Genomic DNA, 26,804 nt, shown 5'->3' with positions numbered 1-26,804 from the left:
GCTCCCTCGCCGGCGCCGACGGGCTGGTCGAGCTGCCGGAGGACGTGACCGCCGTGGCGCCGGGCGATCCGGTTGCCTATATCCCGTTGAGCACCCTGATCTGAGAACCGGCATGAAGCTCCTGTATTTCGCCTGGGTCCGCAGCAAGATCGGCATGGCCGCCGAGACGGTGTCGCCGCCGGAGTCGGTGCGCGACGTCGCCGGGCTGCTGGACTGGCTACGCGCCCGCGGCGCCGGCTTTGCCGACGCCCTGGCCAACCCAGCGGTGGTCCGGGTCGCGGTCAACCAGCGCTTCGCCAAGGCGGGAGATCCGGTGGCGCCGGGCGACGAGATCGGCATCTTTCCGCCGGTGACAGGGGGCTGAGATGGCGGTTCGCATCCAGGAAGCCGATTTCGACGTGGGCGCCGAGATGGCGGCGCTGTCGGCAGGCCGCAGCGATGTCGGCGGCGTCGCCAGCTTCGTCGGGCTGGTGCGCGACGTCGCCGGCGGCACCGCGGTCACCGCGATGACGCTGGAGCACTATCCCGGCATGACCGAACTCCAGCTGGCCGAGATCGAGGCCGAGGCCCGCAGCCGCTGGCCGCTGCTGGAGGTGCGCATCGTCCACCGCGTCGGCCGGCTGGAGCCGGGCGACCGGATCATGTTCTGCGGCGTCGCCTCGGCCCATCGCGGCGCCGCCTTCGAGGCCTGCGCTTTCCTGATGGACTGGCTGAAGACCAAGGCGCCCTTCTGGAAGAAGGAGGAGACGCCGGCCGGCGAGCGCTGGGTCGAGGCCCGGGCCGAGGACGACGAGGCCGCGTCGCGCTGGCGCTGATTTCTGTCCTGCCGATTCCCCGCTTCTCATCGTGCCGGCGGCGGTGTAGCCGGACGGCAAAGGGGGAAACGCGGCATGGTGCAGGCATCGGCGCAACCGGCGACCGGCTGGGCGGATCTGCTCGCCGAAGGGCGGCTGCCGCGATTCGCCATGGTCTGCCTCGGCATCTGGCTGAACGCGGCCGACGCGCTGGTCACCGCCACCATCATGCCCAGCGTCGGCGCCGATCTCGGCGGCTATGCCTATTTCAGCTGGGCCACCGCCGGCTTCCTGGTCGGGGCCATCCTGGCCGGCGCCAGCGCCGGGCGGCTGTCGGAACGGTTCGGGCTGCGCTGGGCCTCGGCCATCGCCGGCCTGGCCTTCGCGCTCGGCTGCGTGCTGAGCGCCGCCGCCCCGACCATCGGCGTGTTCCTGGCCGGACGCGTGCTGCAGGGCGTCGGCAGCGGCTGGGTCGCCGGCTTCTCGATGGTCGCGATCGCCGTGCTGTTCCCCGAACGGCACCTGGCCCGGATGTTCGCCGTGGCCTCCGGCATCTGGGGCATCGCCACGATCCTGGGGCCGCTGGTCGGCGGCCTGGCCGCCCAGGCGGGCGACTGGCGCCTCGTGTTCTGGCTGTTCACGGTACAGTCGCTGCTGTTCGCCGCCGCCTCGCCCTGGCTGCTGAAGGGCACGGTCCGCAGCGGCGGCCAGCCGGGCGTGCCCTGGCCGCAGATCGGCGGGCTGGCGCTCGGCGTCGGCGCCATCGCCATGGCCGATGTCAGCCCGGACCCCGCCATCGCCCTGGCGCTGGTCGCCGCCGGCCTGGGCATCCTGGTGCTGGTGCTGCGGATCGATTCCGGCGCCCGGGAGCGGCTGCTGCCGCGCCAGGCGGGAGACCTGCGCACGGTCTGCGGCACCGCCTATGCCGCGATCTTCGCCATGATGGCGACCTCGATGGGCCTGAACGTCTACGGCCCCGCCATCCTGCAGACGCTGCACGGCCTGTCGCCGCTGTGGGCCGGCTATGTGGTGGCGGCGATGGCGCTGGCCTGGACTTTCGCCGCCTTCGTCGTCGCTGGCGCCACCGGGGCCGGTGAGCTGCGCTGGCTGCTGCGCGGCGCCGGCTGCATCCTGGCCGGCGCGGTGCTGCTGGTGCTGGTGATGCGGGACGCCCCGCTGGCCTGGATCGTCGGCGCCGCCCTGCTGATGGGCGCGGGCTTCGGCTTCACTTCCCCCCTCTTGAACCGGCGGCTGATCGGCACCCTGGCCGATGACGACAGGGCGATCGGCAGCTCGGCCCTGATCGCGGTGCGCCAGACCGGCGGGGCGGTGGGCGCCGCCATCGCCGGCGCCACCGCCAACCTGGTCGGCTTCGGCGCGGGCCTGACGGTCGAAACCGCCCGGGCGGCGGCGCTGTGGGTGTTCGTCACCGCCCTGCCGCTGGCCCTGTTCGGCGCCTGGGCGGCCTGGCGGCTGACCGTCGCGGCCAACCGCTAGCGCGATCCGTCGGCGGCCGGGTCGAGGCTGACCCACAGCGCGCCCTCGAACGGCATGGCGGCGAAGCGGCTGTTGATCTCGGCCAGGGTGGCGCCGGGGTCGAGGTCGCCGAAGATCTCCGGCCGCAGCCAGCGCGCCACCGCCTCCACCGCCACGATGTTCAGCGGCACGGCGTTGAAGAAGTTCCACAGCCCATGCCCCCGCCCCTCCCGGGCGGCGGCAAGGCCGGACAGGCCGGGCGCCGCCAGCACCGTCGCCAGGCTCCGGCGGGCAACCTCCGCGGGAACGCCGGGGCCGACCGCCAGGCCCGGCGCGTTGGCCGCCTGCGGCAGGCCGGTGGCGATGTAGACTTGCGGGTCCCGCCCGATCACGTATTCGAGGCTGAGCACCCCGCCCCCGGCATCCGGGAATCGGTCCGCGGCGATGTTGCGGCCGCCGACCAGCGACACCAGCTCGCCCAACCCGGTCTCGCCGATCGCCCAGCAGCAGTCGTCCGGCTGCGGATAGGCGTGCATCAGCACGGTCGGCCCCGGTTCCGGATGCGCCGCCATGCGCCGGCGGATGCGGTCCAGCCGCGCCTCGTAGAAATCGGCGAAGGCGTTGGCCGGGTCCTCGCGGCCGAGGACGCGGCCGAGCAGCCGCATGCCCGACGCCGTGTTCGCCAGCGGCCGGTGGTTGAAGTCGACCACCACCGCCGGCACCCCGGCCGCAGTCAGCCGGTCCAGGATCAGCCGCCCCTGCTCGGTCTCCGCCTGCCAGGCGCCGAAGATCGCGAGATCCGCCCCGACCGTCAGCGCCTTCTCCAGCGAGAAGCTCTCATCCGTGCCGCCGCCCACCACCGGCACCTCGGCCAGGCGCGGGAACTTCGCCAGGAAGGCGGCATAGAGGCCGGGATCATATTGCCGCGTGTCGTCGGCCCAGCCGGCCAGCAGCGACACCGGATCGGAATCGATCAGCGCCAGCGCCACCAGGTTGATGCCCGCCCCCAGCAGCACCGCCCGCGGCTGATGCGGCACCGTCACCTGGCGGCCGGCGGCGTCGGTCACGGTCACCGGCCACTCCGCCCGGGCCGCGGGGGCGAGCACGGAAGCCAACAGGAAAAGGGCGCAGACGAGCGCCTTGCATCGGGTCATCGGGCATCCTGGTCACGTTCCCACAATGACCTAGACGAGAATGAGAATTAATGTCAATTAGCCCGGTGTTTCGATCCCGGCCGTCCTGCCGGATCCCTCCCGCGACCGGAGCCGACCTGACTTATGCGACATCGACCCCGCACCTGCCTGCTGCTCGGGCTGCTTGCCACCACGGCGCTCGCGCCGACGCCGATCCTGGCCGAGACACAGGGGCCGGCCCCAGCCGGCGACACGGGGACGACCCTCGCCCCGATCGTGGTGCAGGGCAGCGCGGAGACGCCGACGACCGAAGTGCGGGGCTTCACCGCCACCAACAGCGCCAGCGCCACCAAGACCGACACGCCGCTGGTCGAGACGCCGCAGTCGATCTCGGTCGTCACCCGCGGCCAGATGGATGCGCGCAACGTGCAGAGCCTGCAGGAGGCGCTGACCTACACCCCCGGCATCCTGACCGGCCTGTACGGCTTCGCGCCGCGGCTCGACGCCTTCTGGATCCGCGGCTTCGACGCCGCCTATTTCGGCATCTTCCGCGACGGGCTGCGGCAGCCGACCGGCCAGGTCTTCGCCGGCATCCGCACCGAACCCTACGGCCTGGCGGCGATCAACGTGCTGCGCGGCCCGGCCTCGGCCAATTACGGCCTGTCCTCGCCGGCCGGCCTGGTCGACCTGGTGACCAAGCGCCCGCCGGACCAGCCGCTGCGCGAGGCCGAGCTGCAATTCGGCAACCATGACCGATACCAGGGCCAGTTCGACGTCGGCGGGCCTCTGGACGAGCAGAACCGCTTCTCCTGGCGCCTGACCGGGCTGTTCCGCGACAGCGACACCCAGATGCCGGCGGTGCCGGACGACCGCGCCTATATCGCACCGGCCTTCACCTGGCGGCCGAACGAGGACACCACGGTGACGATCCTCGGCGCCTACCAGAAGGACAAGAGCGGCGGCAGCCTGTTCAACTACTACTCGCCAGCGACCGGCCTGCTCGACATCCGCACCGCGGACCCGGCCTGGAACGACCTGGATATCGAGAGCGTGCGCGCGGGCTATCAGATCGAGCACCGGGTCGACAGCGCCCTGACGCTGCGGCAGAGCTTCCGCTACGCACATGTCGACGCCAACACCCGCTACGTCTACATCACCGGCCTGTCCGACGACGGCACCACCGCCTACCGCCGCGCCGGCCAGGACCGCGAGAGCCTGGACACGGTGTCGGTCGACAACCAGGCGCAGCTGCGCTTCGACACCGGGCCGCTGCAGCACACGCTCCTGGCCGGGGTCGACTACACCTTCGTCGACACCACCCACATCGCCGGCGACGGCGCGGCGCCGGATCTCGACCTGACCACCCGGAACTACGGCAAGCAGCATATCGACATGCCGGCGGTCTATGCCCGCACCTTCCAGCGGCAGGACCAGGTCGGCGCCTATCTGCAGGATCAGATCCGGCTCGACGGCTGGCTGCTGACGCTGAGCGGCCGGCACGACTGGGTCGACACCTCGACCAAGGAGCGCATCGCCGGCACCGAGCAGGATGTCTCCGACAGCGCCTTCAGCGGCCGCGTCGGCCTGACCTATGTCACCGATTTCGGCCTCGCCCCCTATGTCGCCTATGCCACCTCCTTCAACCCGAATCTGGGCACGGACTGGCAGGGGCGCGCCTTCGAGCCGACCACGGCGGAGCAGATCGAGGCCGGCGTGAAGTACCAACCCGACGGGCTGAACAGCCTGGTCACCGCCTCGGTGTTCCAGATCACCCAGGACAAGGGGCTGATCTCCGACTCCGCGCATGTCAACTTCAGGGCCCAGCGCGGCGAGATCCGGGTCCGCGGCATCGAGCTGGAGGGCCTGGCCGATCTCGGCGAGGGCTTGAGCCTGCAACTCGCCTACACCTATCTCGACCCGGAGGTCACCGAGGGCACCGCGGCGACCGAGGGCAAGGACCCGTCCGGCATCCCGAACCACGTCGTCTCCGCCTGGGTCGACTACCGGGTGCCGGACCGGATCGTGCCGGGGCTGAGCCTGGGCGCCGGCGTCCGCTACATCGGGTCGAGCTACCGCGACGATGACAACAGCACCGGCCGGAACGACGCGGTGACCCTGTTCGACGCCGCGATCCGCTACGATCTGGGCGAGGTCGAGCCGCGGCTGGACGGGCTGCAGCTGGCGGTCAACGCCACCAACCTGTTCGACCGCGACTATACCACCTGCGCCCAGGGCTACTGCTACCAGGGCCTCGGCCAGACGGTGATCGGCAGCATCCGCTACCGGTGGTGAGGGACTGAACGGCCGCTGTGAGCGTCGTAGGTTGGGCTCGCGGCACGCGAACCCAACATCCCACCACCGGCACTGCTGCACGATGTTGGGTTCGCCGATGGCGAACCCAACCTACGCAATGTGCTGTCCTAAGCGGCGGCCGCCTTCGGCTCCTTCCGCACCTCGGCGGAATAGGCGTCCATCACGGTCTTGCAGATCTGGCCCGGGGTGAAGCGGTGCGGGCCGATCTCGCCGACCGGGGTGATCTCGGCCGCGGTGCCGGTCAGGAACACCTCGGTCGCCTTGGCCAGCTCGTCCGGCTGGATGTGGCGCTCGATCACCTCGATGCCGTTGCGCCGCGCCAGCTCGATCGCGGTCTGGCGGGTGAGGCCGTTCAGGAAGCAGTCGGCGGTCGGCGTGTGCAGCTTGCCGTCGATGGCGAGGAAGACATTGGCGCCGGTCGCCTCTGCGACATAGCCGCGATAGTCGTACATCAGCGCGTCCTGGTAGCCCGCCGCCTCGGCCTTGTGCTTGGCCAGGGTGCAGATCATGTACAGGCCGGCCGCCTTGGCGTGCACCGGGGCCGAGTCCGGCGAGGGCCGGCGCCAGTCGGACAGGGTCAGGCGGATGCCCTTCATCTTGGCCTCGGCCGAGAAGTAGCTCGGCCATTCCCACACCGCGATGGCGACATGGATGGTGTTGGCCTGGGCCGACACGCCCATCATCTCCGATCCGCGCCACGCCACCGGGCGGAGATAGGCGTCGGTCAGGCCGTTCTTCTCCAGCGTCAGCCGCTTCGCCGCGTCGAGCTCCGCGGTGCTGTAGGGCAGCTTCATGCCCAGCGTGGTCGCCGAGAACTCCAGCCGCTTCGAGTGCTCCGTGCCCTTGAAGATCCGGCCGTTGTAAGCCCGCTCCCCTTCGAATACAGAACTGGCGTAGTGTAGCCCGTGAGTCAGGACGTGGATGTTGGCGCTACGCCATTCGACCAGCTTGCCGTCCATCCATATCCAGCCGTCACGGTCATGGAAGGGAGTCGTCGACATGATGGGCCTTTCCCGGATTGTCATTTGTGTCGCCGTCGGATCGTGAGCGGTAACATTCGGGGTCAAAACAAGTCAACATGGCTGACATAAAATCGCCCGTGAACCCGCTCTTCCTCCGCGAGGAGGAGATCCGCCAAGGCATCGAACTGCTATTCTACGCCTATCGCGGCTTCACTGCCGAGCCCGATGCGCTGCTCGCAACCCTGGGTCTCGGCCGGGCCCATCACCGTGCGCTTTATTTCGTCGGACGGCATCCGGAGATCACGGTCAGTGCGCTGCTGGCGATCCTGCGCATCACCAAGCAGAGCCTGGGCCGAGTCCTGAACGACCTGGTCGAGCGCGGCTATGTCGAGCAGCAGCAGGGCCAGCGCGACCGGCGCCAGCGCCTGCTGACCCTGACCGACAAGGGCGCGGTGCTGGAGCGCCAGCTGTTCGAGAGCCAGCGCCGGCTGATCGGCCAGGCCTACCGCAGTGCCGGGGCCGACGCGGTGGACGGCTTCCGCAAGGTGCTGGAGGGACTGATCGCGCTGAGCGAGCCGGCGGCGATGGACGAGGAGCCGGAGGCCCCGGTCCCCGCCCCCCGCGTCGCCAGCCGGTAGCAGGCCCATGACCATGATCGCCGACGAGCCCGCCCATATCCTGGTCGTCGAGGATGACCGCCGGGTCCGCGAGCTGCTGCGCAAATACCTGATCGAGAACGGCTTCCTGGTGACAGCCGCGGTCCACGCGGCGGATGCGCGGGAGAAGCTGGCGGCGATCGCCTTCGACCTGATCGTGCTGGACGTGATGATGCCGGGCGAGACCGGGCTGCAGCTGACCGCCGACCTGCGCCAGCGCATGAGCACGCCGATCCTGCTGCTGACCGCCCGCGGCGAGCCGGAGGACCGGATCGCCGGGCTGGAGAGCGGCGCCGACGACTATCTGCCGAAGCCGTTCGAGCCGCGCGAGCTGGTGCTGCGCATCAACAGCATCCTGCGCCGCTTGGCGCCCCCGCCGCCGCGGGCCGCCGGCACCATCCGGCTCGGCGCCTTCACCTTCGACATCGAGCGCGGCGAATTGCTGCAGGAGGGCGAGCGCGTGCGCCTGACCACCGGCGAGGAGAACCTGCTGCGCATCCTGGCCCAGCACGCCGGCGAGACCGTGTCGCGCGAGGCGCTGACCGAATCCGGCACCATCGACGGCGGCGTGCGGGCGGTCGACGTGCAGGTGACGCGACTTCGGCGTAAGATCGAGCCCGATCCGCGCCTGCCCCGCTATCTCCACACCGTGCGCGGCGAAGGCTATGTGCTGAGACCCGACGGATGATGCCCTCCCCCGCCCTGCCCCGGCTGTCCACACCCCTTGGGCTGCGGGCGCGGATCAAGCGGTTCCTGCCGCGCACTCTGTTCGGCCGGGCGCTGGTGATCATCGTCACCCCGATGATCCTGGCCCAGGCGATCTCCACCTATGTCTTCTTCGGCCGCCACATCGACGTGATCACCACGACGATGGCCCGCACCGTCTCCGGCGAGATCGGCCTGACCATCGACGAGATCTCCAGCGGCATGACGCCGGTCGCCCGCGGCGCCGTGTTCCTGCGGGCGCAGCGCAACACCGGGCTGATCTACGGCTTCGATCCCGGCGTCGAGCTGGGATCGACCAGCAGCGATGCGCTGGACGAGGGCCAGCGCGCCCTCGCCCGGGCCATGCGCGCGTCGCAGCCCTATGACTTCACCATCCGGTCCGACCGGGAGGACGACACCGATGTCGTGCGCATGCAACTGCCGGAGGGCGTGCTGACGGTGGAGGTGCCGTCGAAGCGGCTGTCCAGCTTCACCACCAACCTGTTCTACCTGTCGATGATCGGGTCGACGGTGATCCTGTCCGCCGTCGCCATCATCTTCATGCGCAACCAGCTGCGCCCGATCCGGCGCCTGGCGGTCGCCGCCGACCGCTTCGGCAAGGGCCGCGACATGCCGGGCTTCCGGCCGCACGGGGCGGAGGAGATCCGCCAGGCGGCCGAGGCCTTCCTCGACATGCGCGACCGCATCCGCCGCCAGATCCAGCAGCGCACCGAGATGCTGGCCGGCGTCAGCCACGACCTGCGCACGCCGCTGACCCGGATGAAGCTGCAGCTCGCCATGCTCGGCGACGGGCCGGACATCGACGAGCTGCGCACCGATGTCGAGGAGATGCGGCAGATGATCGACGCCTACCTCGCCTTCGCCCGCGGCGAGGGCACCGAGGAGGCGACGCCGACCGAACTGGCCGCCTTCCTCGAGGAGGTGGTGGTGTCGGCGCGGCGGGAAGGCGCCGACATCGCCTTCGATGCACCGGAGAGCCATGTCCTGCCGCTGCGGCGCGAGGCGATGCGGCGCTGCCTGGCGAACCTGCTGTCCAATGCGCGGCGGCATGCGCAGCACATCCGGCTGACCGTCATCCAGGACGACACCGCCGTCGCCCTCGTGGTCGACGATGACGGCCCCGGCATCCCGCCGGCCCAGCGCGAGGAGGCGATGAAGCCCTTCGTCCGGCTGGATGAATCGCGCAACCAGGAGACCGGCGGCACCGGCCTCGGCCTCGCCATCGCCCGCGACGTGGCGCGCCGCCATGGCGGCGACCTGACGCTGTCGACCTCGCCGATGGGCGGGCTGCGCTGCACGGTGCGCCTGCCGCTCTGAACCGCTGGAGGGCGTCCGATGGGCCGGTTGCGGGAGATCGTGTTCGAAAGCCGGTCGGCGCCCGCCCTGGCCCGGTTCTGGGCCGCAGCGCTCGACGGCTATGCCGTGCGCGCCTATGACCAGGCGGAGATCGACCGGCTGGCCGCGTTGGGACTGACGCCGGAGACCGACCCCACCGTCATGGTCGACGGACCGGGCCCGAGCCTGTGCTTCCAGCAGGTGCCGACGCGCGACTACACCAACAACCGCGTCCATCTCGACATCGCCGTCGCCGACCGCGCGGGCGAGGTGCGGCGCCTGCTGGCCCTCGGCGCCGAGGTCCAGCGCGAGGCCGACGATTACACGGTGATGCTGGATCCGGAGGGCAACCAGCTCTGCGTCGTCGAGAGCCGGACGGGCTGATCGTGCGTCGAGGGAGGGTGGATGGTCGCGATCATACTGGGGGCACCGGTCTGGGTTTGGCCGCTGCTGGCCTATCTCGTGTGGAGCGGATGGCGAGCGACGAGACGGCATGAGTTCCGGCCGCCGGGCTCCCTGATCCTGCCGGGAGTCTTCCTCCTGCTCTCGGTGAGCTCGCTTCTCCTCAGGGAGGGAATGCCGGTCCTCGTGATCGTCGCCTGGGTGATCGGCGCCGCGGCGGGAGCGGCGGTGGGCTGGCTGACGGCGAAAGGGGCGGAGGCCCAGCCGCGGGAGGACCTCCGCGCCATGGACGTCCCGGGCACCTGGAGCATCCTCATCGTCTCCCTGGCGTTCTTCTCGGTTCAGTACGCCATCGGCTATTGGCGTGCCACCCAGCCGGAGCTGCTGGAGCAGCAGCCGCTCATTGGGGTCGTGCCGCTCGCCTCGGCGGCCAGCACATTCTTTTTCGTCGGTCGCGCCGCAGCCTTCTTGAAAGCGCTCCGCGGCTAGGAGGCCGCTTTCGACCCATTGGAGACACGCGAACTGCGGCGTAAGGTGAGACGATGAAGATCCAGCGGAGCACCATGGAACATGTTGAGCCGTGGGCGCGGTTACGTGCTGCACTTTGGCCGGACTATTCTGTCCAACACCATCGGAACGACGTGGTTCGCACTTTCCTGGCCGGAGACGGCCGAGCTGTCGCGTTCATCTGTGAAACCAATGAAGGCGAAGTGATCGGATTTGCTGAAGGCACGCTGCGCAGTGATTACGTCAATGGATGCAAAACCTCTCCCGTTCTCTTCCTTGAAGGAATCTATGTTCTGCCCGGCCACAGGCAAAAGGGCGCGGCGCGACTGCTCTGCGATGCAATTGCCGAATGGGGCAAGTCTATCGGCTGTGCTGAGTTCGCATCCGATGCCCTATTGGACAACGTCGTGAGCCACAAGTTTCATGCGGCGCTAGGTTTCGAGGAGACAAAACGCGTCGTCTTCTTTCGTAAAAGCCTGTAGGATCACTCTCCGCCCTTTGCAGCCGTTGTCTTCCTGTAATGCTGACCCGTCCTCGGGCCACCGGCGCCCGCAGCCCGGCGATCAGGCGGTCGACCGCCTACGGCTGCAGCCTTGTGTCGACCACCAGCCGGGCCGCGCCCAGCAACCCCGCCGGCTCGCTGGCGCGGGCCGTGGCGGTGGTCAGGTCGCGGGTCGCCAGCGGCAGGCTGGTAGACGAATTCGCGGACCCCGGCCAGCAGGTGCTCGCACGCGCCGGACAGAGTGCCGCCGGCTTGACCCGACGAACGGCGCCGGCAAGCCGCGCCTGACGGCTTGGATGACCCGGGCAAGGCATATAGCATCTTGCACGGCACCGGATGCGCCTCGATCGATTCCACCGAATTCTTGGGACTTGGACGCCTCGACGTGACTGAAACGGATCGGTTCGGAGACCAGCTCGTCGCGCTCCTCCCCAATCTCCGCCGCTTCGCGATCTCCCTGTGCCGGACCCGCGACGGTGCGGACGATCTGGTGCAGGCGGCCTGCGAGCGGGCGCTGGCCAATGCCGGGCGCTTCGAGCCCGGGACCAGCTTTCCCGCCTGGATGTTCCGGATCCTGCGCAACCTGTGGATCGACCAGGTCCGGAAGCGGAACACGGCGGGGCCGCAGGAGGACATCGACCAGCGCCGGGATATCGTCGGCGCCTCCGGCGAGCGCGATGTCGAGGCGCGGCTGACGCTGAACGCCGTCGGCCAGGCGATCATGGGCCTGTCCGACGAGCAGCGCGAGGTCCTGCTCCTGGTCTGTGTCGAGGACCTGTCCTACAAGGAGGCCGCCGATGTCCTCGGGATCCCGATCGGAACGGTGATGAGCCGGCTGGCGCGGGCCAGGAAGAATCTCGCCGAGGCCGCTGGAATGAACCCCGGCCCGCCACGTTCAGAGATCACGAAGGCGAGGACAGATGACCGCACGCGCGTTTGACGACCGGACATTGATGGCCTTCGCCGACGGCGAGCTCGACGACGAGACCGCCGCCGCCGTCGAACAGGCCATGGCGACCGACGACGATCTCGCCGGCCGCGTCGCCCTGTTCCTCGACACCAGAATCCAGGCGAAGGATGCGCTGAGGCTGCTGGTCGAGGAGCCGGTGCCGGAGGCGCTCGGCCGCTCGGTGCAGCGGATGATCGACGAGGCGAAGGCGAGACCGGGCCCGGCGGCGCAGGTTGGAACGATCGCGGTTGCCGGCCGCACCAGGCACGCGCTCACGCGGCGGCCCTGGATCGTGCCGCTGGCCGCGTCGGTGGCGGCGATCGCCTTCGGCCTCGGCGGATATCTGATCGGCGTGGGCGGCCGGGACGCACCGCAGGGCTTTGTGGTCGCGGGGCTGAGCAGCCCGGCCCTGTCCGAGGCGCTCGGGCGGGTGCCGTCGGGCGGGGACGCCGTGCTGGCGGGCTCCGGCGACAGGCTGCGCGCCGTCGCGTCATTCCGGGATGCCGGCGGCGTGCTGTGCCGGGAGTTCGAGGTGGACAGCGCCGATTCCTCCGTGGTCTCGGTGGCCTGCCGCACGGACGGCGCCTGGTCGGTGCGCTTCGCCGTGGTCGCCCCCCTGCGCGACGACGGATACGCCCCGGCATCGTCGATGGAGGCGCTCGACGCCTATCTCGCAGCGGCCGGCGCGCATGAGTCGCTGTCGCCGGCGGACGAGGCCGCGGCGCTCGCGGGGCGATAACGAGCGGCGCGACGGAATAACCCCTCCGCCCTCCCGTTATCGGGGCAGTGAATCCGGAGGTCTCCCATGCTGTCGCTCATCCGCCGGCCCGCGCCGGTCATTGAATTCGTCTGCCAGCCGCAGGATCACGGCGTGATCGCCGAGCCGCGGCCGGCCAAATCCGTTCTCCCCGACTGGTTCCGCAAGCTGCCGCCGGTCGACAAGGACCATCTCACCGTCACCAGCAGCGGGCTGACGGTGAAGCGCTGCATGCCGTTCCTCGACGCCATGGCGACGGGATGGATCCTGCCGCTGGCGGCGACGGTGCGCCTCGACGTCAGGGACGGCGGCCGCGCCGTCGAGGCGGGGTGGGAGTTCGACCGGGTGATGGTCAGCAACCACGGCGCCCATCAGGTCACGGGCAACCCGAAGGAGCCCCGCCCGCCCTGCAAGTTCCACAACCACTGGTCGATCCGGACGCCGCCGGGCTGGAGCTGCCTGTTCCTGCCGCCGCTCAACCGCCCGCCGCAGCCCTTCGAATGCGTCGCCGGCATCGTCGACACCGACACCTATGCAGCGCACATCCATTTCCCGTTCTTCGCCACCGCGCCCGACGGCCTGTACGTGATCGAGAAGGGCACGCCGCTGGTCCAGGTCATCCCGTTCCGCCGCGAAGAATCGGCGATCCGGGCGGAGATCCGGGCCGAGACGGCCGATCAGGCGAAGCAGCGCGAGACGATCCATCGCAACACCATCGCCGGCGAAGGCTGGTATCGCCGCTGGGCCCGCGCCGCCCGATAGAAATTCCGTTCCGATCAGAGGATACGGGGGCCCTGAGGGCCCCCGTAGTTTTGCAGGATCAGCGCCGCCGCCAGCGGCCTTCGCCGCGGCTCGAATTGGAGGAGCTGTTCGAGGACGAATTGGAGTTCGAATTCGACGAGCTGTTGGACGAGGAGTTCGAGTTCGAATTGCTGTTGGAGTTCGAGCTCGAGTTGCTGTTGGAGTTCGAGCTCGAATTCGACGATGAGTTCGAGCTCGAATTGGACGAGCTGTTGCCGGCGACGGTGATCGTCCCGTCGCTGCGGCCCGCGACGGCGGTCGACATGCGCTCGACATCCATCGGAGCCGCCTGGTGCTCCTTCGCCTGCGCCGAGGCGCCCGCGACCGTGGCCACGCCGGCGATCAGGGCCGACATCAGCTTCCCGTATCTCGTCATGGTGTATGCTCCTGTGTGACTGGACCGGGCTTCGGTCCGCAGGGGGAACGGGCCGCGTCGCCGAATATTCCAGGAGACCTTCGCGCCGGTCGCGGCGATGGTCGGCCGCCGGAATAGAGGCCGCGCTCCGTCCGTTTCATCCGTCGACCGCAACCTTGCCGCGCCGCCCGGCGTCATGCTGGGGTCCGCGCGGCCCGACCCCGAGCAGGAGAGACACCGCCTTGGCCTCCGTCCTTCGCCGCCTCGCCCTGGGGGTGCTGTTCGTGGTCGGCGCAAGCGCCGTCCCGGATCTCGGGCCGTTTGCCGGGTTCCCCCTGGCATCGCCGGCCTTCGCCGATGACGACGATGGCGGGGACGACGACGGCGGTGGCGATGACGGTGGCGGCGGCTCGGGCGGCGGCAATGGCGGCGGGCGCGGCGGCGGCAGGGACGACGACCGTGACGACGGCGGCGCGTTCCCGATCTTCCGCGACCTGTTCGATCGCGACCCTCCGCCAGCGGCCCCCCGCCGGGCGAGGCGCGCCGCCCCGCAGCCGCCGAGGCCCGCCTATGCCCCGGCCGAGCTGGTCGCCATCGGCAGCGCCGAGGATCTCGCGGCGGCCGAAGGCCTCGGCTTCATCATCATCGCCGACGAGGAGATCGTCCTGGTCGGCAGCCGTCTGGCGCGGCTGCGCGTCCCGGCCGGCCTGACCCTGGCGGCGGCGCGGCAACGCCTCGTCGCAGCGAGGCCTGCGGTCGCCGTCGACCTCAACCACTACTACCGCCCCGAAGCCGAGCCCGGCTGCGCCGACGATCCCTGCCTGGCGAGGTCGCTGATCGGCTGGCCGCGGGACGGCGTGCTCTCCGCCGCCACCCCGCGCATCGGCCTGATCGACACCGGCATCAACCTGGCGCATGAGGCGCTGAAGGACCGGAAGATCGACCTCACTTCCCTGTCCGACGCGCCCCGCGACCCGTCCTCCAAGGTTCATGGCACGGCCATCGCGGCGCTCCTGGTCGGTGCGAGCGGAAGCCGGACTCCCGGGCTGCTGCCGGCCGCGGAGCTGGTCGCCGTCGATGCGTTCCATCATGAGCGCGGCGACGATCGCAGCGACGCCTATGACCTTGTCCGCGCCTTGAACATCGTGGCGGCGAAGGATGTCGACGTCATCAATCTGAGCCTGGCCGGTCCCGATAACGAGGTTCTCAGGCGGGCGGTCGCGGCGATCGCCGAGCGCGACCTGATGATGGTGGCTGCCGCCGGCAATGACGGGCCGAACGCCGATCCGATCTATCCGGCCGCCTATCCCGACGTGACCGTGGCGACGGCCGTCGACCGCCAGTACCGGCCCTACCGGCGCGCCGGCCGCGGCGAGCACATCGACTTCGCCGCCCCCGGCGTCGATGTCTGGACGGCGGCCTCGATCAGCGGCGCGCGCCCCCTGACCGGCACCTCATTCGCCGCCCCCTTCGTCACCGCCGCCATCGCCCATCTCCGGGCCGGATCGCCCGAGCTGAAGCGCGCCGATGTCAAGCAGGCGCTGGCCGCCACGGTCGAGGATCTGGGCGAACCCGGCCGCGACCCGATCTTCGGCTGGGGCCTGCTGCGGCTCGACCGGCTCGATCCGGCCGCGGGCTCTCCGCCGGTTCTGGGAGTCCCGATCGAAGGCGGCGTCATCCGCCCAACGGCCACCGGCATCCCGCTGCACTGATCAGCCCGCCGGCGCCCGCTCCGCGATCAGCCGGTCGACCGCCTGCGGCTGCAGCCTGGTGTCGACCACCAGCCGGGCGGCGCCCAGCAGCCCCGCCGTCTCGCCGGCGCGGGCCGCGACGATGGTCAGGTCGCGCGTCGCCAGCGGCAGGCAGCGCTGGTAGACCAATTCGCGCACCCCGGCCAGCAGGTGCTCGCCGGCTTCGGACAGGGTGCCACCGACAACGATGACGCTGGGGTTCAGCACGCTGACCACATCGGCCGCCACCTCGCCCAGCACCCGGCCGGCCTGGCGCACAAGGCTGATCGCCTCCGGCCGGTTGCGGCCGACGAGGTTCATCACGTCGCGCGCGTCCCGTGCCGCGAAGCCCTGGGCCCGCAGGTCGCGGGCGATCGCCCAGCCGGCGGCATAGGCCTCGACGCAGCCGAGCTTGCCGCAGCGGCACAGCGGCGCCTCGGCGTCGCGTAGCTGGATATGGCCGATGTCACCCGCGGCCCCCCGGGCGCCACGATGCAGCCGGCCCTCGGTGATGATGCCGCTGCCGATGCCGGTGCCGGCCTTGACGAACACCATCTGCCGCTCCTCCGGCCAGAACCGGCGGTGCTCGGTCAGGGTACGCAGCCGGACGTCGTTCTCGGCCAGGACCGGCGCCGCGTATTCGCCAGCGAACCAGCCGGGGATGTCGAAATCGTCCCAGCCGGTCATCACCGACGGCCCCACCACCCGCCCGGCGGCATGGTCGACCGGCGCCGGCAGGCACAGCCCGATGCCCAGCACTTCCGATGCCGGCCGGCCGATCTCGGCCAGCAATTCGCGGAACTGCTGACCGATCCAGGTCAGGATCGGCACCGGACCCGTGCCGACATCGAGCGCGCCGAGCCGTTCGGCGAGCACGGTCGGCCCAAGATCGGTCGCCGCGACCCGGATGCGGCTTTCGCCGATATCGGCCGCCAGCACCACGCCGAAACCCTCGTTCAGCTTGAGAATGCGGGCCGGGCGGCCGCCGCTGGCCTGCGTTTCCTCCGCCTCCTGCAGCAGCCCGGCCTCGAACAGCACGCCCAGGCGCTGGGTGATGGTGGCGCGCGACAGGTCGGAGATGCGGGCGAGGTCGGCCCGCGACCGCGCCCGGCCGGACAGGATCAGCGACAGCACATGACCGGCGCCGGCGGTGCCGAGGGCGTGGATCTCAGGATTTGCAGCAGACATGGCCTATTAATGATCTTTTTCAGGCAAAAGATCCAGAAGATCTGATTGACTCTCAGCAAAAGCCGGACTTATCGTTTCGGTGTCGGACACTCGTCCGGCCAATGCGCAGGGCCGGCGCCGCAGAAGCGCTTGCCCGCAAACAGGAGGAAACCGCGATGATCCGATCGCAGAGGTCTGCGCTTGCTCCGAATCCCCGCCGCCTCACCGGCCTGCTCGCCGCCGGCGCTGTTGCGCTCGCCCTCACCGGCACGGCGGCGATGGCGCAGGAGGCCATTGTCGGCCTGGTCACCAAGACCGAGGTCAACCCGTTCTTCGTCAAGATGCGCCAGGCCGCCGAGGCCGAGGCCACGGCCAAGGGCCTGAAGCTGATCGCCCGCGCCGGCAAGTTCGACGGCGACAATGAGGGCCAGGTGGCGGCGATCGAGGACCTGATCAGCGCCGGCGCCAAGGGCATCCTGATCACCCCGAACAACTCGACCGGCGTGCTCGGCGCGGTCAAGAAGGCGCGCGACGCCGGCATCCTGGTGATCGCGCTGGACACCGCGACCGACCCGGCGGACGCGGTCGACGCCACCTTCGCCACCGACAATTTCGAGGCCGGGGTGCAGCAGGGCCAGTACGCCCGCAAGGCGCTGGGCGACAAGGCGCCGAAGCTGGCGATGCTGGACGGCACGCCGGGCGGCACGGTCGACACCTTCCGCCATGACGGCTTCCTGAAGGGCTTCGGCATCGCCGAGGGCGACGCCGTGATCGTCGGCAAGCAGAACACCAACGGCGCCCAGGACAAGGGCCAGACGGCGATGGAGAACCTGCTGTCGGCCCATCCCGACATCAACGTCGTCTACACCATCAATGAGCCCGCCGCCCAAGGCGCCTATGCCGCCATCCGCGCGGCCGGCAAGACCGACGACGTCGTCGTCACCTCGATCGACGGCGGTTGCCTGGGCGTCAAATACGTCAAGGACGGGCGCGTCGCCGCGACGGTGATGCAGTTCCCCTACAAGATGGCGCAGATGGGCGTCGACGCCGTGGCCGAATACGCCAAGTCCGGCAAGAAGCCGAGCGGCTTCGTCAACACCGGCTCCTTCCTGATCACCGGCAAGCCGCTGCCGGGGCTGGACTCGAAGGACCTGGAGTTCGGAGAGAAGAACTGCTGGGGCTGACCGCCAGCGCCACCGGGTCGGGCCGCGCCAGGCCCGCCCATCCCCTCCCGAACGAGAGAGCGATGGCCCCTCCCCCCTCGTCCTGGATCGGCCGGGCGGCGCGGGTTCTGACCACCCCGCCGCTCGGCCCGCTGATCGTGCTCATGGCCTTCGCCGCCGTGTTCACGGCGATGAGCGACCGCTTCCTGACCCCGAGCAACCTGTCGCTGATCGTGCAGCAATCGGTGATCATCGGCACGCTGGCGATCGGCCAGACGCTGGTGATCCTGACCGCCGGCATCGACCTGGCGAACGGCGCCATCGCCGTGCTGGGCACCATCGTCGCCGGCAAGCTGGTGGACGAAGGCTACGCCGCCCTGCCCTCGCTGCTGCTGGCGATCGGGCTGTGCAGCCTGGTCGGGCTGGTCACCGGCACCCTGGTCAGCCGGCTGAAACTGCCGCCCTTCATCGTCACGCTCGGGCTACTCGGCATCGTCACCGCCGCCACCCGCCTGTTCTCCGGCGGCGGCGCCTTCCCTGTCATGGACGACCTGCTGGGCTGGACCGGCAACACCCTGCGCCTGGGCGGCGCCGTGGTCACCTACGGCATGATCATCATGCTCGGGCTCTACGCCCTGGTCTGGTACATGCTGAACCAGACCGCCTGGGGCAAGCACATCTACGCCATCGGCAACAGCCCGGAGGCGGCGCGGCTGGTCGGCATCCCAGTGCGCCGGCGCATCCTGTCGGTCTATCTGTTCGCCGCCTTCCTCTACGGCATCGGCGCCTGGCTGGCGCTGGGGCGGATTCCGAACGCCGACCCGAACGCGATGCAGAACGCCAATCTCGACAGCATCACCGCCGTGGTGATCGGCGGCACCAGCCTGTTCGGCGGCCGCGGCAGCCTGATCGGCACGCTGATCGGCGTCCTGATCGTCGGCGTGCTGCGCAACGGCCTGACCCTGATCGGCATCGACCCGCTGTGGCAGGACCTGGTCACCGGCGTCCTGGTGATCACCGCGGTCGCGCTGGACCAGCTGTCGCGCTGGAGGCGGGTATGAGCGCAGCGATCCTGGAGGCCCGCGGCGTGGTCAAGCGCTACGGCCATGTCACCGCGCTGGGCGGCGTCGATTTCGAGCTGCGCGACGGCGAGGTGCTGGCGGTGATCGGCGACAACGGCGCCGGCAAGTCGACCCTGATCAAGGTGCTGTCCGGCGCGATCACGCCGGATGAGGGCGAGGTGCTGCTGGACGGCCAGCCGGTGCGGTTCCACGGCCCCCTCGATGCCCGCCGCCGCGGCATCGAGACGGTGTACCAGGACCTGGCGGTGGCGCCGGCGCTGGACATCGCCGCCAACCTGTTCCTGGGGCGCGAGCTGCGCCGGCCCGGCCCGCTCGGCCGCTGGCTGCGGCTGCTGGACAAGCCGCGGATGCGCAGCGAGGCGCAGCGCCACATGGACGAGCTGCGCTTCCGCCTGCCCTCGATCAGCCATGCGGTCGAAAGCCTGTCCGGCGGCCAGCGCCAGGGCGTCGCCGTGGCCCGCGCCGCCGTCTTCGCCCGCAAGCTGGTGATCATGGACGAGCCGACGGCGGCGCTGGGCGTACGCGAGACCGGCCAGGTGCTGGACCTGATCCGCACCATCCGAGACCGAGGACTGCCCGTCGTCCTGATCAGCCACAACATGCCGAACGTGTTCGAGGTCGCCGACCGCATCCATGTGATGCGCCTCGGCCGCCGCGTCGCCGTGACCACGCCGCAGCGCCACAGCATGGCCGAGGTGGTGGCGATCATGACCGGGGCGATGCCGGGCGACCTGCCGGCTCCAAGCGGCGAGACCGCCGCATGACACCCCTTCCCTTCCTCCCTGACCGAAAGACGAGAGACCGAGCATGACCCGCCTGGACGAGAAGCTGGCCCGCATCCGCGCCGGACAATACAAGCGCAGCGACTTCATCATCGCCGACGCCAAGGATGGCGACATGGGGCCGAGCCTGACCTCGACCGGCCCGAAGCGCGCGCCGGACGGCAGCTGGACCCGCTACCGCACCCGCGACGAGTTCCTGGACACCATCCGCGCGGTGGTGGAGCAGGACATCGTCGACATCATGCTGGTCTCGGCCTCGAACCTGGAGCGGCTGGTCGAGAGCGGCACCTTCCGCAACAGCCGAGTCAAGCCGGCGATCCGCGCCAACGACACCACCGATGTCTGGGTGGTACGCGGCTGCTCCTACCCCAAGCAGCCGTCGCGCCCGTTCCGGTCGGCCCTGCTGCCGCGGGTGATGCATGGCGGCCTCGCCCCCGACCCGAAGGCACCGGTGACCGGCACCGATCTCGGCCTCTACTCCGTCACCTTCAACAACGACCTCGATTCCGACATCCGATCGCTGGAGGCCTTCGCCGAGTTCCGCGCCGACTGCGCCGCCAACGGCTTCCAGTATTTCTTCGAGGTGTTCAACCCGAATGTCGCCAGCGGCATCGACCCGGCGCTGCAGCCGCACTACCTGAACGACTGCATCCTGCGCTGCCTGGCCGGGGTGATGAAGGCCGACCGGCCGCAATTCCTGAAGATCCCCTTCAACGGCCCGAAGGCGCTGGAGGAGCTGGCCGGCTTCGATTCCAGCCTGATCGTCGGCGTGCTCGGCGGCGGCGCCGGCACCACCCGCGACTGCTTCGAGCTGCTGCACCAGGCCGAGAAATACGGCGCCCGCGTCGCCCTGTTCGGCCGCAAGATCAACCTGGCGGAATCGCCGCTGGCGATGGTCAGCTTCATGCGCCAGGTGGCGGACGGCACGATCGCGCCGGAGGAGGCCGTGCGCGCCTATCACGGCGAGCTGCAGAAGCAGGGGATCACCCCGCTGCGGCCGCTGGCCGAGGACGTGCAGACCACCGAAGCCGTCCTGAAGCAGGGCTGAACCGTGGAACGATCCGGCATCATCTGCGGCGGCACCATCTGCATCGACGTCAACAAGGTCATCGACCGGTTCCCGCCGCAGGAGCATGTCGCCAAGATCGTGGAGGAGACGCCGGATTCCGGCGGCCCGGGCTTCAACATGGCGATCGACCTCGCCCGCCTGGGCGCGCCCTTCCCGATCGAGGTGGTGGGCGTGGTCGGCGACGACGCCTATGGCCGGCTGGCGCTCGACGTCTGTCGCGACCATGGCGTCGGCGCCGGCCGGATCGCGGTGCTGCCGGGCGGGCACACCGCCTATACCGACGTGATGATCGTGGCCGAGGGCGGGCGGCGGACCTTCTTCTATCAGGAGGGGGTCAACGCCCTGCTCTCGCCCGCGCATTTCGACCTGGCCGGGTCGACCGCGAAGATCTTCCATGTCGGCTCGCCCGGGGTGCATGCCCGGATGGATGCGCCCCAGGGCAACGGCAACGGCTTCACCGAGGTGCTGGCCCGCGCCCGAGCCTCGGGCCACCGCACCAATCTGGAGCTGGTCGGGGTGGCCGGCGACCGGCTGCGCGACCTGACGGTGCCCTGCCTGCCGCTGCTCGACAGCATCATCATCAACGAGCTGGAGGCGACGGCGCTGACCGGCGTCGAGACCCATCACGACGGCCGGCCCGACTGGGCGCTGGTCGAGGCGGCGGCGGCGGCGCTGATCCGCATGGGCGTGTCCACCCTGGCGGTGGTGCATTTCCCGGAGGGCGTGGTCGCCGCCGGCCGCGACGGCCGCCTGTGGCGCCAGGGCGCGGCCTGGGTGCCGCCGGAATCGGTCAAGAGCACCAACGGCGCCGGCGACGCGCTCGCCTCCGGCGTCATGCTGGGGCTGCACGAGGGCTGGCCGGTGGAGAAGGGGCTTCGGCTGGGCGTCTGCGTCGCGGCGCTCAGCCTCGGCTCGTACAGCACGTCACGCGCCATCCCCTCGGCGGCGGAATGCTTCGCCTATGGCGAGAAGGCGGGGTTCAAGCCGACGGTATAAACCCCGCCCTCCCCGCCCAAATCACCCCGGGATCGGGAACCGTCTTGCAAAATCCCGCACCGCATTCGCCAGCGCCGGCTCCGGCCGGGCGCCGGTGACCGCGTCGACGATCAGGTCGGCCAGGGCCTTCATCTGCCCTTCCCGCATGCCCCGCGTGGTGACCGCCGGCGTGCCGAGCCGCAGCCCGGAGGGGCGCAGCGGCGGCCGCGTGTCGTCCGGCACCACCTGCTTGTTCGAGACCAGCCCGACCCGGTCCAGGCGCTGCTGCGCCTCGTCGCCGTCGATGCCAAAGCTGGCGGCGACGTCGACCACCATCAGGTGGTTGTTGGTGCCGCCGGTCACCAGCTGTGCGCCGCGGCCCTGCAGCGCCTCGGCCAGCGCCCGGGCGTTGTCGAGCACGCGCCGGGCATAGGCCTGGAACTCCTCCTGCGCCGCCAGGTGCAGCGCCGTGGCCAGGGCCGCCACCTGGTCCATATGCGGGCCGCCCTGCAGCCCCGGGAACACCGCCTGGTCGATCGCCTTGCGGAACGGCTCGCGGCACAGGATCAGCCCGCCGCGCGGCCCGCGCAGGGTCTTGTGCGTGGTGGTGGTGACGACGTCGAAGCCGGCCGCCAGCGGGCTCGGCAGCGCCCGGCCGGCGATCAGCCCGCCGATATGCGAGACGTCGGCCATGGTGATGGCCCCGACCTCGTCCGCGATCGCCTTGAAGGCGGCATAGTCGATGTCGCGCGGGTAGGAGGAGAAGCCGGTGATCAGCAGCTTCGGCCGCTCGCGCCGCGCGGTCTCGCGGATCGCGTCGAAGTCGAAGCCGCCGCCGGCGACGGTGCCGTAGCGGACGAAGCGGAAGATCCGGCCCATGGCCGAGACCGGGGCGCCATGGGTCAGGTGGCCGCCATGCGACAGCTCCATCGCCAGGATGGTGTCGCCCGGGGCGAGCAGGCCGAAATACACCGCCTGGTTCATCGGCGACCCGGAGAGCGGCTGGACATTGGCGTGCTCGGCGCCGAACAGGGCCTTGGCCCGGCCCTGGGCCAGCTCCTCGATCTCGTCGGCATGGAGGTTGCCGCCGTAGTAGCGGCGGCGCGGCTGGCCCTCGGCGTATTTGTCGGCGAAGACCGAGCCGAGCAGCGGTCGCAGCTCGGGGAAGGCGTGGTTCTCCGACGCGATCAGGGTCAGGCCCTGGTGCTGCCGGCGCTCCTCGCGCTCGAGGATGGCGGCGGCCTCCGGATCGGCGGCGGCCAAGCGGGCCCGCGGATCGAGATCGACCGGGTCGGGCTGGTGCTGGTATTCCATGGGGAGTGCTCCGTTGCGATGCCTGGACACGAATCGCCCGACCAGCTTCAAAGGAAGGCTGCCCAGGCGAGCGGCATCGAAACGGTCCTCCACGCTCCCTCGGGGTGCTCCCCGTCTCGCCAGTCACGTGGAGGGTATGGCTGATCCTGCGATCGCGATGATGATCGGCGGGACGCGGCGCCGCGTCAACCGCGGAGAGCTAGAACAGCCGCCCGCCATTCGGCACCGGGCGCTCGATCGCGGCCAGCACGACGTTGCCCTCGGAATCGGGGAAGCCCAGCACCAGGATCTCGGAGATGAAGCGGCCGATCTGCTTCGGCGGGAAGTTCACCACCGCCGCCACCTGGCGGCCGAGCAGCGTCTCCGGCGTGTACAGCGCCACCAGCTGGGCCGAGCTGCGCTTCTGGCCGATCTCCGGCCCCAGATCGACGGTCAGCTTGTAGGCCGGCTTGCGCGCCTCGGGATAGGGGTCGACCGCCACGATGGTGCCGACCCGGATGTCGACCTTGGCGAAATCGTCGTAGCTGATCGTCATTCTGCCCTCCGCGAAACCGGCGCACCCTGCCGCGCCGGCGTCCGGAAGGCAAGAAGGCCGCCCGAAGGCGGCCTTCTTTATATGTTCAGATCAGCGCTTCGTCGTCGGGGCCTTCAGCACACCCTTCAGCTCGTCGAAGCTGGCGCTGACGCGCTTGCTGACGATCTCGGCGGCCTCGGTGTTCGACTTGGCCAGGAGCTCGGCCAGCTCCTTCATGTCGGCGATCGCCTTCTCGAAGGCGGACTTCGCCAGCTCGGTCTGCTTGGCCAGCTTCTCTTCCGGCGCGCCGGAGGAAACGGCGGTCGAGAACTGGCTCTGCAGCTCGGCCATGTTCTGGCGCAGGATCTCGCCCTGGCGGCGGGCGAAGGCCTGCAGCCCTTCCGCCGCGGTGCGATTGGCGGCGGTCAGCGCCTCGATGTTCTTGCGCTGGGCCTGCAGCACCGCGTCGAGATCGACGCCCGGCACCTTGAACTCGCTCAGCAGCTTGGTGAAGTCGACGTCCCAGACCGGCGGCACCTTGCTCATGGCCCAACTCCTGGTTGCACAATAAAGCAGCACCTTACACGGGGTCGATCGCACCGCAAGAGAAAATTGTGCACTGCAGCAAAGCTGTCATACAGCGCAATCGATTGTCATTCAGTGCAGCGTCGGCTCCTGCCCCGCCGCGGCCTCCGGCTGGGCCGGCGGCTCCGCCCGGCGCGTTCCGCGGCCGCGACCGAACGTGTTCTGCCACTGCTCGGCTTGGCGCAGACGCTGGTCCAACGCCTTCATGGTGCGGTCGAGATCCGGCGAATCATCCTGCTCCCAGGCCCGCAGCACCAGTCCGTAGATCAGGCACAGGGCCCGCACCCGCGCCTGGCCGAGCAGCCCGGAGGTCGAGATGCCGGCGGATTGCAGCGTCCAGCGCATCGACAGCTCGAGCTGCCGCGCCTGCAGCAAGGTGGCCAGCGGGTCGAGCCGCAGGTCGCGCAGGATCGCCTTGATCCCGGCGCGATGGCCCGACAGCACGTCGAAGCGGCGCATCATCAGGTCGAACAGCCGGTCGCGCGGGCTCTCGTCGGCGCCCGGCAGCCCTTCGGACAGCACCGCCTGGTCGATCATCCGGCTGAACCCGGCCAGCAGATCCGGCTTGGTCGGGCAGTGGCGGTACAGCGCCGACATCGGCACCCGCGCCGCCTGGGCGACATCCGCCAGGGTCAGGGCGCGCCACCCCTTCTCCGCCGCCAGGTCGACCGCGGTGGTGACGATGTGGTTCGCTATGTCGGCCTTCTTCGCCATGGTCCCGGCCCTCGCGCCATCGGCCTTGCGGCCCCGAGCGCCCGCCGGGGCGGGCGCGATCGGTTCCAATCTAGCGCAATTCGGCGGGAAGGCGAGCCGCCACCGATCCGGGGGTCACGACCCCGGAGGTCAAGACCGCAGATGCTCCACGATCTGCACGGCGTTGAGGGCGGCGCCCTTGAGCAGCTGGTCGCCGGACACGAACAGGGACAGGGAGCGGCCGGTCGGGTCGCCCAGATCGGTCCGGATGCGGCCGACCAGGACGTCATCCTGCCCGCTCGCCTCTGACGGCATCGGGAAGTGGTTCGCGGCGCGGTCGTCGACCAGGCGCAGCCCCGGCCCGTTCGCGAGCAGGCCCCTCGCCTCCTCGGGCGTCACCACGGTGTCGAACTCGACCGTCAGGGCGATCGAATGGGCCCGCAGCACCGGCACGCGGATGCAGGTGATGCCGATCGGCAGCTCCGGCGCGCCGAGGATGCGCCGGCTCTCGGCGATCGCCTTCAGCTCCTCGCCGTTGGAACCGCTGACGGGATCGACATCGGCGTTGTGGCTGAACAGGTTGAAGGCATAGGGGTACGGCAGGACCTTGGGCTCGAACGGCTTCCCCTGCAAATAGGCGGCCGTGGCCTCCCGCAGCTCCTCCATCGCGGCAGCGCCGGCGCCCGAGGCGGACTGATAGGTCGCCGCCGTCACCCGCCGCAGCGGATGCGCCCGGTGCAGCGGCGCCAGCGCCACCGTCATGATCGCGGCGACGCAGTTGGGGTTGGCGATGATACCGGCATGGCCCGCCAGCGCGGCGGCATTCACCTCCGGCACCACCAGCGGCACCTCCGGCAGCATGCGGAAGGCCGAGGAGTTGTCGACCACCACCGCCCCGGCCGCCACCGCCGCCGGAGCGTAGCGCCGGGAGATGCCGGCGCCGGCCGAGAACAGGGCGATGTCGACGCCGGCGAAGCTGCTCTCGGTCAGCTCCTCGACCACCAGGTCGCTGCCGCGGAACGGGATCCGCCGGCCGACGGACCGAGCCGAGGCCAGCAGCCGCACCTCCGCGGCGGGGAAGCGCCGGGCCTCCAGGCAGCGCAGCAGTTCGACGCCGACCGCCCCGGTCGCGCCGACGATCGCGACCACCGGGTCGGGCGAGCGCACGCCGCGCGGCGCCTCTTGCAGATCGGATGATGGGAGCATGATGTCGTCCTTCCTGTGGGCCGGGAGGGACGATGGCTGAACCGGTGGCCCCGTCCCTTCCCGGCGGGGCCTCTGGTTGCTAGGACGCGGCGGTCACCGCGTGCACCAGAGAACGCCCGCCGCAGCGGTCGTCTTGGTGGTGCGCTTCAGGGTGATCGTCGTCGCCATGCGCCTGTCGTAGCGCCCCGCCGCCGGGCCCGTCAACGGTCCGAAGCGCGGCCCGCCTATTGGCAGACGGCCTCGAGCTTGTGGCCGTCCGGGTCGTGGACGAAGGCGGCGTAGTAGCTGGGCCCGTAATGCGGCCGCAGCCCGGGTGCGCCGGCGTCCCGCCCGCCCTCGGCCAGGGCGGCGGCGTGGAAGCGGTCGACGGCCTCGCGCGTCGGGGCATTGAAGGCCAGGTGGAAGCCGGGCCCGGGCGGCACCACCGGCTGCTTCTGCCGCATCAAGGCGAGCTTGTCGTTGCCGCCGGGCGGCCCGTAGCCGGCGGCGGTGGCGTCGGCCCACACCCGCACCATGCCGACCGGGGCCAGCGCCGCGTCGTAGAACCGGATGGCGCGGTCGAGGTCGAACACGCCGAAGGACAGATGGCCGATCACGGCGCGCGCTTCGCAATGTCGGCGACGACGCCGCCGGTCAGCGCCACCAACTGCTCCGGCGTCAGGGCGAAGACCGAGTTCGGCGTCCCGGCCGCGGCCCAGATCCGCGGCAGCGCCAGCAGGTCGCGGTCGATCACCACATGCGGTGGCGTGGCATGGCCGACCGGGGCGACGCCGCCGATGGCGAAGCCGGTGGCGTCGCGCACGAAGCCGGCATCGGCGCGCTCGATCCGGGCGCCGTCGATGCGCCCGGCCAGGGC

At 70.4% G+C, this 26,804-nt stretch carries 31 protein-coding genes and 1 riboswitch; of the genes, 21 read left to right on the top strand and 10 right to left on the bottom strand.

The annotated features are described in order from the left end of the window. From ACTOWL_RS33410 to ACTOWL_RS33395, 4 genes are all read left to right on the top strand, one after another. On the top strand, positions 1-104 hold a 104-nt coding region (locus ACTOWL_RS33410), incomplete at its 5' end, for a hypothetical protein (protein ID WP_441325619.1). Between the two features lie 8 nt (positions 105-112). Then, positions 113-364: a molybdopterin converting factor subunit 1 gene (gene moaD / locus ACTOWL_RS33405; RefSeq protein WP_441325617.1), complete on the top strand. Its 252-nt coding sequence runs from the start codon at positions 113-115 to the stop codon at positions 362-364. Position 365: 1 nt separating this feature from the next. After that, positions 366-815, top strand: coding sequence for a molybdopterin synthase catalytic subunit MoaE (gene moaE / locus ACTOWL_RS33400; protein WP_441325616.1), 450 nt, complete (start codon positions 366-368; stop codon positions 813-815). Between the two features lie 75 nt (positions 816-890). Further along, positions 891-2,291 (top strand): MFS transporter, encoded by a 1,401-nt coding sequence (locus ACTOWL_RS33395; protein ID WP_441325615.1) that lies wholly within the window; start codon positions 891-893, stop codon positions 2,289-2,291. Here the strand turns inward: ACTOWL_RS33395 and ACTOWL_RS33390 are convergent. After that, the gene (locus ACTOWL_RS33390) at positions 2,288-3,424 is read right to left on the bottom strand and encodes an ABC transporter substrate-binding protein (protein ID WP_441325614.1); all 1,137 of its coding nucleotides are present in this window, start codon (positions 3,422-3,424) and stop codon (positions 2,288-2,290) included. The genes ACTOWL_RS33395 and ACTOWL_RS33390 overlap by 4 nt on opposite strands. Before the next feature lie 123 nt (positions 3,425-3,547). Here ACTOWL_RS33390 and ACTOWL_RS33385 point away from each other — a divergent pair, with 123 nt between their 5' ends. Beyond that, complete coding sequence (locus ACTOWL_RS33385) at positions 3,548-5,695, top strand: TonB-dependent siderophore receptor (protein ID WP_441325613.1); 2,148 nt, start codon at positions 3,548-3,550, stop codon at positions 5,693-5,695. 128 nt (positions 5,696-5,823) lie between these two features. Here the strand turns inward: ACTOWL_RS33385 and ACTOWL_RS33380 are convergent, their stop codons facing one another. Continuing rightward, complete coding sequence (locus ACTOWL_RS33380; protein WP_441325612.1) at positions 5,824-6,717, bottom strand: branched-chain amino acid aminotransferase; 894 nt, start codon at positions 6,715-6,717, stop codon at positions 5,824-5,826. A 77-nt stretch (positions 6,718-6,794) separates the two neighbouring features. On the opposite strand from ACTOWL_RS33380, the gene ACTOWL_RS33375 reads away from it, so the two are divergent. The 11 genes from ACTOWL_RS33375 to ACTOWL_RS33325 all read left to right on the top strand — a co-directional run bounded on the left by ACTOWL_RS33375 (position 6,795) and on the right by ACTOWL_RS33325 (position 15,380). Beyond that, a complete protein-coding gene (locus ACTOWL_RS33375) occupies positions 6,795-7,316 on the top strand; it encodes a MarR family winged helix-turn-helix transcriptional regulator (RefSeq protein ID WP_441325611.1) in 522 nt (173 codons plus the stop codon). Between the two features lie 13 nt (positions 7,317-7,329). Continuing rightward, positions 7,330-8,022 (top strand): response regulator, encoded by a 693-nt coding sequence (locus ACTOWL_RS33370; protein WP_441325618.1) that lies wholly within the window; start codon positions 7,330-7,332, stop codon positions 8,020-8,022. Further along, on the top strand, positions 8,019-9,377 hold the full coding sequence (locus ACTOWL_RS33365) for an ATP-binding protein (protein WP_441325610.1): 1,359 nt from the start codon (positions 8,019-8,021) through the stop codon (positions 9,375-9,377). The genes ACTOWL_RS33370 and ACTOWL_RS33365 overlap by 4 nt, the downstream gene beginning before the upstream one ends. Positions 9,378-9,395: 18 nt before the next feature. Further along, positions 9,396-9,779: a VOC family protein gene (locus ACTOWL_RS33360; protein WP_441325609.1), complete on the top strand. Its 384-nt coding sequence runs from the start codon at positions 9,396-9,398 to the stop codon at positions 9,777-9,779. Positions 9,780-9,800: 21 nt separating this feature from the next. Continuing rightward, positions 9,801-10,286 (top strand): hypothetical protein, encoded by a 486-nt coding sequence (locus tag ACTOWL_RS33355; protein WP_441325608.1) that lies wholly within the window; start codon positions 9,801-9,803, stop codon positions 10,284-10,286. Positions 10,287-10,339: 53 nt separating this feature from the next. Then, positions 10,340-10,786 (top strand): aminoglycoside 6'-N-acetyltransferase, encoded by a 447-nt coding sequence (gene aac(6') / locus ACTOWL_RS33350; protein ID WP_441325607.1) that lies wholly within the window; start codon positions 10,340-10,342, stop codon positions 10,784-10,786. A 312-nt stretch (positions 10,787-11,098) separates the two neighbouring features. Further along, positions 11,099-11,746 carry an RNA polymerase sigma factor gene (locus ACTOWL_RS33345; protein WP_441325606.1) on the top strand — a complete coding sequence of 216 codons (648 nt, stop codon included), beginning with the start codon at positions 11,099-11,101 and terminating at the stop codon, positions 11,744-11,746. Further along, the gene (locus ACTOWL_RS33340; RefSeq protein WP_441325605.1) at positions 11,727-12,494 is read left to right on the top strand and encodes an anti-sigma factor family protein; all 768 of its coding nucleotides are present in this window, start codon (positions 11,727-11,729) and stop codon (positions 12,492-12,494) included. Before ACTOWL_RS33345 ends, ACTOWL_RS33340 begins: the two co-directional genes overlap by 20 nt. Positions 12,495-12,560: 66 nt before the next feature. After that, positions 12,561-13,274, top strand: coding sequence for a DUF6065 family protein (locus ACTOWL_RS33335; protein ID WP_441325604.1), 714 nt, complete (start codon positions 12,561-12,563; stop codon positions 13,272-13,274). A 50-nt stretch (positions 13,275-13,324) separates the two neighbouring features. Next, on the top strand, positions 13,325-13,708 hold the full coding sequence (locus ACTOWL_RS33330; RefSeq protein ID WP_441325603.1) for a hypothetical protein: 384 nt from the start codon (positions 13,325-13,327) through the stop codon (positions 13,706-13,708). A 202-nt stretch (positions 13,709-13,910) separates the two neighbouring features. Next, entirely contained in the window at positions 13,911-15,380 is a 1,470-nt protein-coding gene (locus ACTOWL_RS33325; RefSeq protein ID WP_441325602.1) for a S8 family serine peptidase, read from the top strand. Here the strand turns inward: ACTOWL_RS33325 and ACTOWL_RS33320 are convergent, their stop codons facing one another. Continuing rightward, positions 15,381-16,586 (bottom strand): ROK family protein, encoded by a 1,206-nt coding sequence (locus ACTOWL_RS33320; RefSeq protein ID WP_441325601.1) that lies wholly within the window; start codon positions 16,584-16,586, stop codon positions 15,381-15,383. Positions 16,587-16,741: 155 nt separating this feature from the next. On the opposite strand from ACTOWL_RS33320, the gene ACTOWL_RS33315 reads away from it, so the two are divergent. The 5 genes from ACTOWL_RS33315 to ACTOWL_RS33295 all read left to right on the top strand — a co-directional run bounded on the left by ACTOWL_RS33315 (position 16,742) and on the right by ACTOWL_RS33295 (position 21,657). After that, the gene (locus tag ACTOWL_RS33315; RefSeq protein ID WP_441325600.1) at positions 16,742-17,749 is read left to right on the top strand and encodes a substrate-binding domain-containing protein; all 1,008 of its coding nucleotides are present in this window, start codon (positions 16,742-16,744) and stop codon (positions 17,747-17,749) included. A gap of 62 nt (positions 17,750-17,811) precedes the next feature. After that, positions 17,812-18,789: an ABC transporter permease gene (locus ACTOWL_RS33310; RefSeq protein ID WP_441325599.1), complete on the top strand. Its 978-nt coding sequence runs from the start codon at positions 17,812-17,814 to the stop codon at positions 18,787-18,789. Then, positions 18,786-19,574 carry an ATP-binding cassette domain-containing protein gene (locus ACTOWL_RS33305; protein ID WP_441325598.1) on the top strand — a complete coding sequence of 263 codons (789 nt, stop codon included), beginning with the start codon at positions 18,786-18,788 and terminating at the stop codon, positions 19,572-19,574. The genes ACTOWL_RS33310 and ACTOWL_RS33305 overlap by 4 nt, the downstream gene beginning before the upstream one ends. A 43-nt stretch (positions 19,575-19,617) precedes the next feature. Further along, positions 19,618-20,640, top strand: a complete 1,023-nt coding sequence (locus tag ACTOWL_RS33300; protein WP_441325597.1) for a hypothetical protein — start codon at positions 19,618-19,620, stop codon at positions 20,638-20,640. Positions 20,641-20,643: 3 nt separating this feature from the next. After that, entirely contained in the window at positions 20,644-21,657 is a 1,014-nt protein-coding gene (locus ACTOWL_RS33295; RefSeq protein ID WP_441325596.1) for a carbohydrate kinase family protein, read from the top strand. Between the two features lie 21 nt (positions 21,658-21,678). On the opposite strand, the gene glyA is transcribed toward ACTOWL_RS33295, so the two are convergent. The 7 genes from glyA to ACTOWL_RS33260 form a co-directional block, all read right to left on the bottom strand. After that, entirely contained in the window at positions 21,679-22,950 is a 1,272-nt protein-coding gene (gene glyA, locus ACTOWL_RS33290; RefSeq protein WP_441325595.1) for a serine hydroxymethyltransferase, read from the bottom strand. Positions 22,951-23,003: 53 nt separating this feature from the next. Next, positions 23,004-23,087: riboswitch (ZMP/ZTP riboswitch) on the bottom strand. A gap of 62 nt (positions 23,088-23,149) precedes the next feature. Next, positions 23,150-23,485, bottom strand: a complete 336-nt coding sequence (locus tag ACTOWL_RS33285; protein WP_441325594.1) for a tRNA-binding protein — start codon at positions 23,483-23,485, stop codon at positions 23,150-23,152. Positions 23,486-23,575: 90 nt separating this feature from the next. After that, entirely contained in the window at positions 23,576-24,010 is a 435-nt protein-coding gene (locus ACTOWL_RS33280; RefSeq protein WP_441325593.1) for a phasin family protein, read from the bottom strand. Between the two features lie 111 nt (positions 24,011-24,121). Beyond that, positions 24,122-24,763: a TetR/AcrR family transcriptional regulator gene (locus tag ACTOWL_RS33275; protein WP_441325592.1), complete on the bottom strand. Its 642-nt coding sequence runs from the start codon at positions 24,761-24,763 to the stop codon at positions 24,122-24,124. 129 nt (positions 24,764-24,892) lie between these two features. Continuing rightward, positions 24,893-25,948 (bottom strand): aspartate-semialdehyde dehydrogenase, encoded by a 1,056-nt coding sequence (locus ACTOWL_RS33270; protein WP_441325591.1) that lies wholly within the window; start codon positions 25,946-25,948, stop codon positions 24,893-24,895. Between the two features lie 224 nt (positions 25,949-26,172). Further along, on the bottom strand, positions 26,173-26,544 hold the full coding sequence (locus ACTOWL_RS33265) for a VOC family protein (RefSeq protein WP_441325590.1): 372 nt from the start codon (positions 26,542-26,544) through the stop codon (positions 26,173-26,175). After that, positions 26,541-26,804, bottom strand: a 264-nt coding sequence (locus tag ACTOWL_RS33260) for a YbaK/EbsC family protein (RefSeq protein WP_441325589.1), incomplete at its 5' end; no start/stop codon positions are given. The genes ACTOWL_RS33265 and ACTOWL_RS33260, both read right to left, overlap by 4 nt.

It is taken from the genome of Inquilinus sp. CA228, from assembly GCF_052078665.1.
Classification (GTDB): domain Bacteria; phylum Pseudomonadota; class Alphaproteobacteria; order DSM-16000; family Inquilinaceae; genus Inquilinus.
This window is presented reverse-complemented; position numbering and strand designations above follow the sequence as displayed.

What these genes read in the sequence shown, in the direction of transcription:
- moaD (WP_441325617.1), top strand. Translation starts at nt 113, where the DNA reads ATGAAGCTCCTGTATTTCGCCTGGGTCCGCAGCAAGATCGGCATGGCC.
- moaE (WP_441325616.1), top strand. Translation starts at nt 366, where the DNA reads ATGGCGGTTCGCATCCAGGAAGCCGATTTCGACGTGGGCGCCGAGATG.
- ACTOWL_RS33395 (WP_441325615.1), top strand. Translation starts at nt 891, where the DNA reads ATGGTGCAGGCATCGGCGCAACCGGCGACCGGCTGGGCGGATCTGCTC.
- ACTOWL_RS33390 (WP_441325614.1), bottom strand. Translation starts at nt 3,424, where the DNA reads ATGACCCGATGCAAGGCGCTCGTCTGCGCCCTTTTCCTGTTGGCTTCC.
- ACTOWL_RS33385 (WP_441325613.1), top strand. Translation starts at nt 3,548, where the DNA reads ATGCGACATCGACCCCGCACCTGCCTGCTGCTCGGGCTGCTTGCCACC.
- ACTOWL_RS33380 (WP_441325612.1), bottom strand. Translation starts at nt 6,717, where the DNA reads ATGTCGACGACTCCCTTCCATGACCGTGACGGCTGGATATGGATGGAC.
- ACTOWL_RS33375 (WP_441325611.1), top strand. Translation starts at nt 6,795, where the DNA reads ATGGCTGACATAAAATCGCCCGTGAACCCGCTCTTCCTCCGCGAGGAG.
- ACTOWL_RS33370 (WP_441325618.1), top strand. Translation starts at nt 7,330, where the DNA reads ATGATCGCCGACGAGCCCGCCCATATCCTGGTCGTCGAGGATGACCGC.
- ACTOWL_RS33365 (WP_441325610.1), top strand. Translation starts at nt 8,019, where the DNA reads ATGATGCCCTCCCCCGCCCTGCCCCGGCTGTCCACACCCCTTGGGCTG.
- ACTOWL_RS33360 (WP_441325609.1), top strand. Translation starts at nt 9,396, where the DNA reads ATGGGCCGGTTGCGGGAGATCGTGTTCGAAAGCCGGTCGGCGCCCGCC.
- ACTOWL_RS33355 (WP_441325608.1), top strand. Translation starts at nt 9,801, where the DNA reads ATGGTCGCGATCATACTGGGGGCACCGGTCTGGGTTTGGCCGCTGCTG.
- ACTOWL_RS33340 (WP_441325605.1), top strand. Translation starts at nt 11,727, where the DNA reads ATGACCGCACGCGCGTTTGACGACCGGACATTGATGGCCTTCGCCGAC.
- ACTOWL_RS33335 (WP_441325604.1), top strand. Translation starts at nt 12,561, where the DNA reads ATGCTGTCGCTCATCCGCCGGCCCGCGCCGGTCATTGAATTCGTCTGC.
- ACTOWL_RS33320 (WP_441325601.1), bottom strand. Translation starts at nt 16,586, where the DNA reads ATGTCTGCTGCAAATCCTGAGATCCACGCCCTCGGCACCGCCGGCGCC.
- ACTOWL_RS33315 (WP_441325600.1), top strand. Translation starts at nt 16,742, where the DNA reads ATGATCCGATCGCAGAGGTCTGCGCTTGCTCCGAATCCCCGCCGCCTC.
- ACTOWL_RS33310 (WP_441325599.1), top strand. Translation starts at nt 17,812, where the DNA reads ATGGCCCCTCCCCCCTCGTCCTGGATCGGCCGGGCGGCGCGGGTTCTG.
- ACTOWL_RS33305 (WP_441325598.1), top strand. Translation starts at nt 18,786, where the DNA reads ATGAGCGCAGCGATCCTGGAGGCCCGCGGCGTGGTCAAGCGCTACGGC.
- ACTOWL_RS33300 (WP_441325597.1), top strand. Translation starts at nt 19,618, where the DNA reads ATGACCCGCCTGGACGAGAAGCTGGCCCGCATCCGCGCCGGACAATAC.
- glyA (WP_441325595.1), bottom strand. Translation starts at nt 22,950, where the DNA reads ATGGAATACCAGCACCAGCCCGACCCGGTCGATCTCGATCCGCGGGCC.
- ACTOWL_RS33285 (WP_441325594.1), bottom strand. Translation starts at nt 23,485, where the DNA reads ATGACGATCAGCTACGACGATTTCGCCAAGGTCGACATCCGGGTCGGC.
- ACTOWL_RS33280 (WP_441325593.1), bottom strand. Translation starts at nt 24,010, where the DNA reads ATGAGCAAGGTGCCGCCGGTCTGGGACGTCGACTTCACCAAGCTGCTG.
- ACTOWL_RS33275 (WP_441325592.1), bottom strand. Translation starts at nt 24,763, where the DNA reads ATGGCGAAGAAGGCCGACATAGCGAACCACATCGTCACCACCGCGGTC.
- ACTOWL_RS33270 (WP_441325591.1), bottom strand. Translation starts at nt 25,948, where the DNA reads ATGCTCCCATCATCCGATCTGCAAGAGGCGCCGCGCGGCGTGCGCTCG.